Annotated in this window: 3 protein-coding genes and 2 pseudogenes; 2 read left to right on the forward strand and 3 right to left on the reverse strand. The window is 48.2% G+C overall.

Annotation, left to right across the window (positions count from 1 at the left end; translation table 11 throughout):
* A pseudogene (locus H6F50_RS02845) lies at positions 1 to 2,809 on the forward strand (hypothetical protein); the annotation flags it as partial.
* A gap of 51 nt (positions 2,810 to 2,860) precedes the next feature.
* Here H6F50_RS02845 and H6F50_RS02850 read toward each other — a convergent pair.
* Both H6F50_RS02850 and hslO read right to left on the reverse strand, forming a co-directional pair.
* A complete protein-coding gene (locus tag H6F50_RS02850) occupies positions 2,861 to 5,122 on the reverse strand; it encodes a chromosome segregation ATPase (protein WP_190426104.1) in 2,262 nt (753 codons plus the stop codon).
* Positions 5,123 to 5,326: 204 nt separating this feature from the next.
* Complete coding sequence (gene hslO / locus H6F50_RS02855; RefSeq protein WP_190414614.1) at positions 5,327 to 6,226, reverse strand: Hsp33 family molecular chaperone HslO; 900 nt, start codon at positions 6,224 to 6,226, stop codon at positions 5,327 to 5,329.
* A gap of 427 nt (positions 6,227 to 6,653) precedes the next feature.
* On the opposite strand from hslO, the gene H6F50_RS02860 reads away from it, so the two are divergent.
* Positions 6,654 to 7,037, forward strand: coding sequence for a hypothetical protein (locus H6F50_RS02860; RefSeq protein WP_190414613.1), 384 nt, complete (start codon positions 6,654 to 6,656; stop codon positions 7,035 to 7,037).
* Between the two features lie 183 nt (positions 7,038 to 7,220).
* Here the strand turns inward: H6F50_RS02860 and H6F50_RS26875 are convergent.
* Positions 7,221 to 7,313: pseudogene (locus H6F50_RS26875) on the reverse strand (IS630 family transposase); the annotation flags it as partial.

A 7,313-nucleotide genomic window follows, 5' to 3' on the forward strand; every position in this document is an offset into this window, starting at 1 on the left:
TGTGCTATTTAGCCAACTTGAGACCGCCGATAAACCGCCTCGAAAAGTATTATTTCTCCTAGCATCTTTTGCTCATCGACCTTCTACAGAAGAAATAGCCCAAATAGGGGAGGTAACTAATTTATTTAATGGTTCTAAAAATGTTTTATCTAAGCCTTTAACGCTGGATGAACTCACTCCCTTTGCGCGACGGTCTTATCCGAGTTACTTAGTAACAGATCAACAAAGTTGGCTTGCAATTCAAAGAGGCGCAGAAGTAAATCTAGCTCTTTCAGCAGAAGAAGAGGCAATTCTTAACTCTGTGTCAACAACATCAGCACGGGAAAATAATTGTCTGCCGCTTTTCTTAAATGGGCGGGCGGGCAGCGGTAAATCTACTATGCTATTGTATTTGTTTGCAGATTATTGTTATCGAAAATATTACTACGAACCGGGAAAAGAACTTCCAGGAAAGCCGCTTTTTCTTACTTATAATAAGCGGCTATTAGAGGTAGCTAAAGAGTTTGTGCGCTGTCTGCATACATTCCATCACCGCTTTGTGGCAGATCGAACAGAAGGTTCGGAAATCCCCGATGTCAGTGCCTTCTTTCAGCCGTTTGGGACATTTCTCTTAAACTTACTCCCTTTAGAAGCAGACGATGCGTCGCTGGCTAACCGGATGAGCCAGCAACCTTACTCTGCGGGAAACCCTACCGGCTACCGGCATACACTCCAGGAACGTTTCGATTCTCAGAAATACATTTCTTTCCATCGCTTTCGACAGCTTTACCGAGACTCAAAGCTGCCACAAGCACAGGTCTATTCCCCAGAACTTTCCTGGCACGTTATTAGAACTTTCATCAAGGGGTACAGTCTCAGGTACATGACTCCAGAAGACTACCAGGATGAAGTGCCGACTCAGGAACGCACTGTTCCAGCCGCTCAGTTCCAAGAAATTTATAAAACCATCTGGGGACGTTGGTATAAGCGGCTAACAACCGAGCTAGGGTACTGGGACGATCAAGACTTGATTAGATTGGTGCTGGAACTCAAGTGTTACCGTGCTGAGTACACTGCTATTTTCTGCGATGAGGCGCAAGATTTCACCCGGCTGGAGCTTCAGTTAATTATGCGGCTGTCTGCATTCTCTCAGTGCGATCTGGGATACCAGCCTATGCGTAATTTGCCTTTTGCTTTTGCTGGAGATCCTTTCCAAACCTTGAACCCGACGGGATTTCGTTGGGAGAGCGTACAGGCAGCATTTTACAATGAAGCGATCGCAGCACTCGACCCCACACAGCGATTAAATCTGCGGATGAATTTCCCGGAGCTGAAGTCTAACTATCGCTCCTGTACTGCGGTAGTGCAAGCGATTAACCTGATTCAATTGTGTCGTCAGGTTCTGTTCAAAATTCCAGCACTTCAGCCGCAAACTGCCTGGAAACAAGGTCACTTTCCCACTCCGCAAAAATTTATTATTGGTCGGAATATTCAAATTGAGCAACTCAAACGCTACCTGAGAGACACGATTATTATCGTGCCTTGTGAGGAAGGAGGAGAGCTTGCCTATGCTCAAAACGATGCGGTTCTTTCTCAAATTTTGGTAGAAATTCCAGAGTCAGAACCGCTCAAAAATGTATTGAGTGCTAGTGCGGTTAAAGGATTGGAATTTAAACGAGTCGTTCTCTACAAATTTGGCGAGGAATGTAACAAAGCTGTCTGGAATCTAGTCAATCGACGGGAAGACTCGAAAGACCTTTTCGCGGATCGTTTATACGAATTTGAATTTTTCTTTAATAAACTCTACGTAGCTGCTTCCAGAGCCAAAGAACGTCTATTTGTTGTTGATTCTCAAATCGGAGACCAGCGGCTTTGGGGGGTCACAGAAACTTATTTAGAAGTGCTTTTACAGCATTCACAAAATCCTGCTTGGCGAGAAAACGTTCAACCCATCCGTTTGGGAAAACCTGAAAGCGCACGGGATCTGCAAGAAGATGACTGGCACTCGATCGCGCAAGAGTTCGAGAGTCGGGGAATGAACTCGGAAGATCCAGATTTCATGAGACGTGCCAGACAGTGTTACAGCGATCGCGCCTACGCTAAAAAAGCAGAAATTTGTGAAGCTTGGGCACTCAAATTTGAGCAGAAATTTAGCGAAGCTGGTCAACGTTTTCTTATGCTTGGCAAAACAGAAGACGCTTGGGATTGTTTTTGGCAGGGGATGTGTTGGTCAGCATTGTTGAAGCAGTTTGACAAGGCTCCGCCAGGTCGGGAATCAGAGCGGCAAATTGCCCAATTTATGGACAAAAAATTGAGCCAACCTTCTTTAAAGGAGTTCACTCACTTCCTCCAATACTGCATCAAAAGCAACCAGTTGGAGATTCACCGCAACAGCCGACAGTGGAAACTAGCCTTGGAGGAATATGCGACGGGAATTGGGACTTTAATTGCCGGGACAAACCTCCACCCGAATGAGTGGCAGCGATTTGGAGAGGTTCTCGAAGCTTTAGGAGAAGGCTGGAATGGGATGCTCTACCGTGCGGGAACTTGTTTCTACCGCGCCAAGAACTATGAACGTGCCGCGCAATGTTGGGAACGGTGCGATTCTACTCAACAGCGTAAATATTATCTGGCAAAAGCTTCTGTTCTTGGTGTGCCAAATGGTTTGGAGTATTTAGAAAAAGCCGGGGAATCCGAGCAGATTGTTAAGGAGTGGAATCAGGCTGGCAGACCTCATACTCAATTGTGGTTAAAGTATGTTGCGCCAATACTAGAAAAAGGAAAAAGAAAGAGCGGTACGGCAACAAAGGCGAAACAGAAAAAGCGGTAATGAGCGATTAGTTTTTAGATTTTGGCAAAACACCGAATAATCAACTAATGACTAAAAAGAAGGTGAGTTCTCCAGGGACTGAGGTTCTAGACTTTGTTTCCAACCTTGGATTGCCCGTTGAGCGTCGGTGTAGGCAGATGAACCATCGGGGATGTTTTGGGCGATCGCGATCGCTCTTTGGACATCATTCCGCGCCTGATCTTGTGCCATCGCCAACAGTTGATAGCTCCAGCGATTAATCACCTCTCTAGCTTCAGCACCGACTCGCGTCGAGTTACGCACCTGACGAGCCGTTTGAACTGCTTGCGCGATCGCATCCGGTGTTCCTGGATTCGCTAACTGATAAGCGGACTGCAAAATCTCTTGCGATCGCAGTTCTGTCCGCCAACTTTTAATTTTTTCCTGAGCTTCACCGTAGAGCGCTCGTCCCGATCGAATCTGTCCTGCTGCGGTAATTGCCCCCGGAAGATTACCCGAACTCGCCAAAGCTTGCGCTTGATCCAAATAAGGCTGGTCTTGTACCCGCTCAACTCTGTCTTGCCACCGTCGGATCTTGCCTTGAGCTTCTTGATAGAGCGCTCGTCCCGCTTGAATCTGTCCCGCTGCCGCGATCGCGCCGGAAAGATCCCCTGCATTCGCTAAACCAGTCGCTTGATCCAAATAAGGCTGGTCTTGCATTCGCTCGATTTTGTCAGTCCACTGTCGGATTTTGCGCCTCGCTTCTGTATAAAGAGCGCGTCCTTGACCCACTTGACTCGCTTCGTTAATGGCTTCTTGCAGGGAACTCATATCCCCCAAACTTGCCAGTTGATCGGCGCGAGCGAGATAGGGACGATCTTCTACCGTCTCTATTTGACTCGTCCAGTTATTGACGAGAGATTTTGCTTCTGCGGAGCGGGGATTGGTGCTGGGAACCAGTTGTGCTTCCGCGATCGCTGCACTTAAGTCACCGACCGTTCCGCCTTTTGCCAGTTCCCGCGCCCGATCTAAATGGGCGACATCTTCAATTTCTCGCTGCCAGCGAACAATCAAATCCTGGGCTTTATCGTATAGAGGGCGTCCTGGATTTAGTTTTTGGGCAAGGGCGATCGCATCTTCCAAATCTGAAACCGTTCCCTTCTGAGCGCGAGACTGGGCACTTGCCAGGTCCTTCAAATCTTGCGCTTCGCTTTGTAAATTCAGGCTTTCGGGAATTTTACTGGTAATGAGGATGACCGTTTGCCAGTCTTTTCGATCGAGCGCCTCTTGAGCCATATCGATTAATTTGCGCCCAAATTCTGTCACCGCGCCTTGAGCTTCCTTGTATGCCAAACTGCTGGGCGGAATTGCTTGTGCCAGTTTGATCGCCTCCAACAGATTATCTAATCCTCCGCTCTTAGAAAGTTGGAACGCTTTATCCAACTTGGCGCTTTCTTCCCGCGCCGACTGAATTAGATTCACAAGTTGGTCGTACTTGGTTGTTGCCCAGTAGTTATTGCCGATATAGACCAGTTGCACCGCATCGCGAAAAGCCTGAGTCCAGTTAGACTCGCGCACCTCGTCCTCGGCTTTTTTGTAAAGGCTTTCTGCCTTCGACCAGATGGATTGCCAGCGATTTACACGCTCATCCACCAACTTGTACGCTGGTACGCCCGTGGGGATTTTGCGAGCCATTGCGATCGCTTCCGCCAATTGACCCGCTTGGAAGGATTCCTCTCCCAATTTCAAAATCTCCCGCGACCACTCTTCCAGATGCTTGTCAATTTCTGGGCGTAGCGGGTGATCTTCTGGCAAACCGTTCACCAGCGCGATCGCTTCTAGCAAATCTTTTGCCGTCTGCTTAGAAGCCGCTATCTGAGCGCAGCTGAGGCGCAGCGATGCCGAAGCCGTAGGCCAAAAAATGGCTGGGCAGTTGGGAAGCGCTGGCAGGTTAAACAACAGCGCTACCGCTGTAAAACCCAGCCCCCCAGAGAGCAGCACCACCAAGATGCCCCAGAATGCCCAGCTAGTCGGCAAGCGTAAAAAACGTTTAGGTCGAGGTGGCTTGGGTGCTTCTAACGGAGAGTTCGGCAGTGTAGCCGGAATTTGCTGACCCCCCTCTGCTGGTGCAGCACTACCCGCCGGACGCTGAGGACGATCCGTTGGTGGAGGAAGTGGCTGTTTCCCCGGACGCGGTGCTTTTCTGGGGACGGGCTGAGAGGAGTTCTCGCTCGTGTGTGGTTTGCGATCGCTCGGACGCCCAGACGCAGGTACTCGTTTTTGGGATGTCCACCCAGCCGAATTTGAAGACTTGCCGCTCCGCCCGCCATCTGGAATTTCGGGATTTCTAGTCATAGCTTATTCACACCACAACGCGCTTCGCCTGGGACGAATGCTTTTTAGCACAGGCAGTAGTTGCAATCCTACTCCCCTCAGCCGCAAAAAGCTATATTCTCATCCAGAAGTCAAAATCTATAATTCATCATTCACAAGGAAATTTTCAATTCAGCTACAGAATCTAGAATTTTTTCTTACCTTGTGACTTCTAACTTCTGATTCCTAAACAGACTCGGCACGTAAATCCTCAATTAGCGCCGCCAATTCGTCACTGCTGGCGTTGTAAACCTCTCCACAAAAATGGCAAGTCGCTTCGGCTCCATCATCTTTTTCAATCATGTCTTGCAGTTCGGCTTCGCCTAGCATCTTCAAAGCACCCAAGACACGGCTCATCGAGCAACCACAGTGAAATTGCAGCATCTGGACTTCTGGTAGGATGACCAGACCCATATCTCCTAGTAGTTGCTCCAAAATTTCTGGCAACGTCTTGCCTGCCTGTAACAAGGGTGTAAATCCCGCCAGTGCTTCCATTCGAGATTCCAAAAGTTGCACTAGGCTCTCGTCGCTCGCCGCCTTGGGCAGGACTTGCACCAGCAACCCACCAGAAGCCCGGACTGTACCCGCTTCTATAAATACACCCACCGCTAGCGCTGAGGGCGTTTGTTCGGAAGTCACCAGATAGTGGGCAACGTCATCCCCAATTTCACCCGACACCAGCTCAACGGTACTCGAATACGGGTAGCCGTATCCCACATCGCGCACGACATAGAGGTATCCCTCCCGACCGATTGCTCCCCCGACATCTAGTTTTCCTTTGGCATTTGGGGGCAGTTCCACGCTTGGGTTATCTACATACCCTCGTGCGGTTCCATCCAATCCGGCGTCAACGAGAAGCCCGCCGAGTGGCCCATTTCCTTTAATGCGAATGTTGACCCTTGACCCCTCTCGCTTCATGCTAGAGGCAAGTAATAGCCCAGATGACAGGGTGCGTCCCAGTGCAGCGGTTGCCACGTATGAAAGATTATGACGCTGTCTGGCTTCTTGTGTGAGGCGTGTGGTAATGACCCCAACGGCGCGAATTCCACCCTCTGCTGCCGTGGCACGGATTAACTGATCAGCCATGAAAAGACCTTACATTTCTTAACACACTATACTTTTATTGTAGGCATGGCAGTTAATAGTGAGGTGGTATTTGCGGTGCTAATTATCGGAACCGCCAAAAACAGCTAGTTTTTCAAATAAGAGATAAGAACCTGAATCTTCTATCAGGCACAGATGGATAAACAGGCTAAAAATAAGGATTGAAATATAATTAACATTTTTTAAAAACATTTTTTATGTTGTTTTAGTTAATTTAAAAACAGATATTATATTAAAATTAATTTTTTGTTGTTGATGCAAATCTGAATTTAGAGTATGCATGATAATTCTTAGCTGCCAGGACTATTTAGCCACTACTCTCAAGAAAAACAATTACATTAAGATTAGGAACAGTAAATAGAAACTTCTGTACCAGTAACAACTAATAACAAAGAAACCGCAACTGTTTATGCTAGGAAACTTTCAACAAAGCCATCTTAGAATAGAAGTAAATTCCCCCGCAGCAGCCATCGGCGACAGTCTGCTTCGCCCCAGCCAGCAAAGCCAGTGGTTGTGGCCCCTGCGCCTTTCCGCAGGGCTACCGGAACAACTGTCTGAGGGGTTAATTTACACCAGTTGGGTGGGGCCAGTGGCGATACAACACCAAGTGGAAGTGGCTCAACCCAACTGTCTGCGCCTGCTCTTGAGTCAAGGAATTGACGGTTATCACGAGTGGTACTGGGGAGAACATTGGGTACAGTCACGTCTAGAAGGAGTATCTCTACTGTCGCTGAGTTTGGGGCAAACACTCAGTTTGCTGCGCTTGCGAGAATTTCTAGCATCCCGATCTTAGAACTGAGGGCTGAGGGATGAGGACTGAGGACTGAGGGCTGAAGGGTGGCTAGAAGAACGATTTTCATGTTTGGGAATCGCGCGATCGCTATTAAAGACTAACGCGAACACAAACTGAGCAAGAGAGACAGAGAAAATAGATTCTTTAGTGGCTTATTTGCAAATATAGCAATCGCCAAGGTAATTAGGACGACAAGCATAAGACATGCTCGATTGCATCTCGCAAACAATTAAACTGGTCGAGTTGTTTGCGGATGCGGCTCTTGAGCCAAGACCA

Source organism: Coleofasciculus sp. FACHB-712, from assembly GCF_014695635.1.
In the GTDB taxonomy this organism is placed as follows: Bacteria; Cyanobacteriota; Cyanobacteriia; order Cyanobacteriales; family FACHB-T130; genus FACHB-T130.

What these genes read in the sequence shown, in the direction of transcription:
- H6F50_RS02860 (WP_190414613.1), top strand. Translation starts at nt 6,654, where the DNA reads ATGCTAGGAAACTTTCAACAAAGCCATCTTAGAATAGAAGTAAATTCC.
- hslO (WP_190414614.1), bottom strand. Translation starts at nt 6,226, where the DNA reads ATGGCTGATCAGTTAATCCGTGCCACGGCAGCAGAGGGTGGAATTCGC.
- H6F50_RS02850 (WP_190426104.1), bottom strand. Translation starts at nt 5,122, where the DNA reads ATGACTAGAAATCCCGAAATTCCAGATGGCGGGCGGAGCGGCAAGTCT.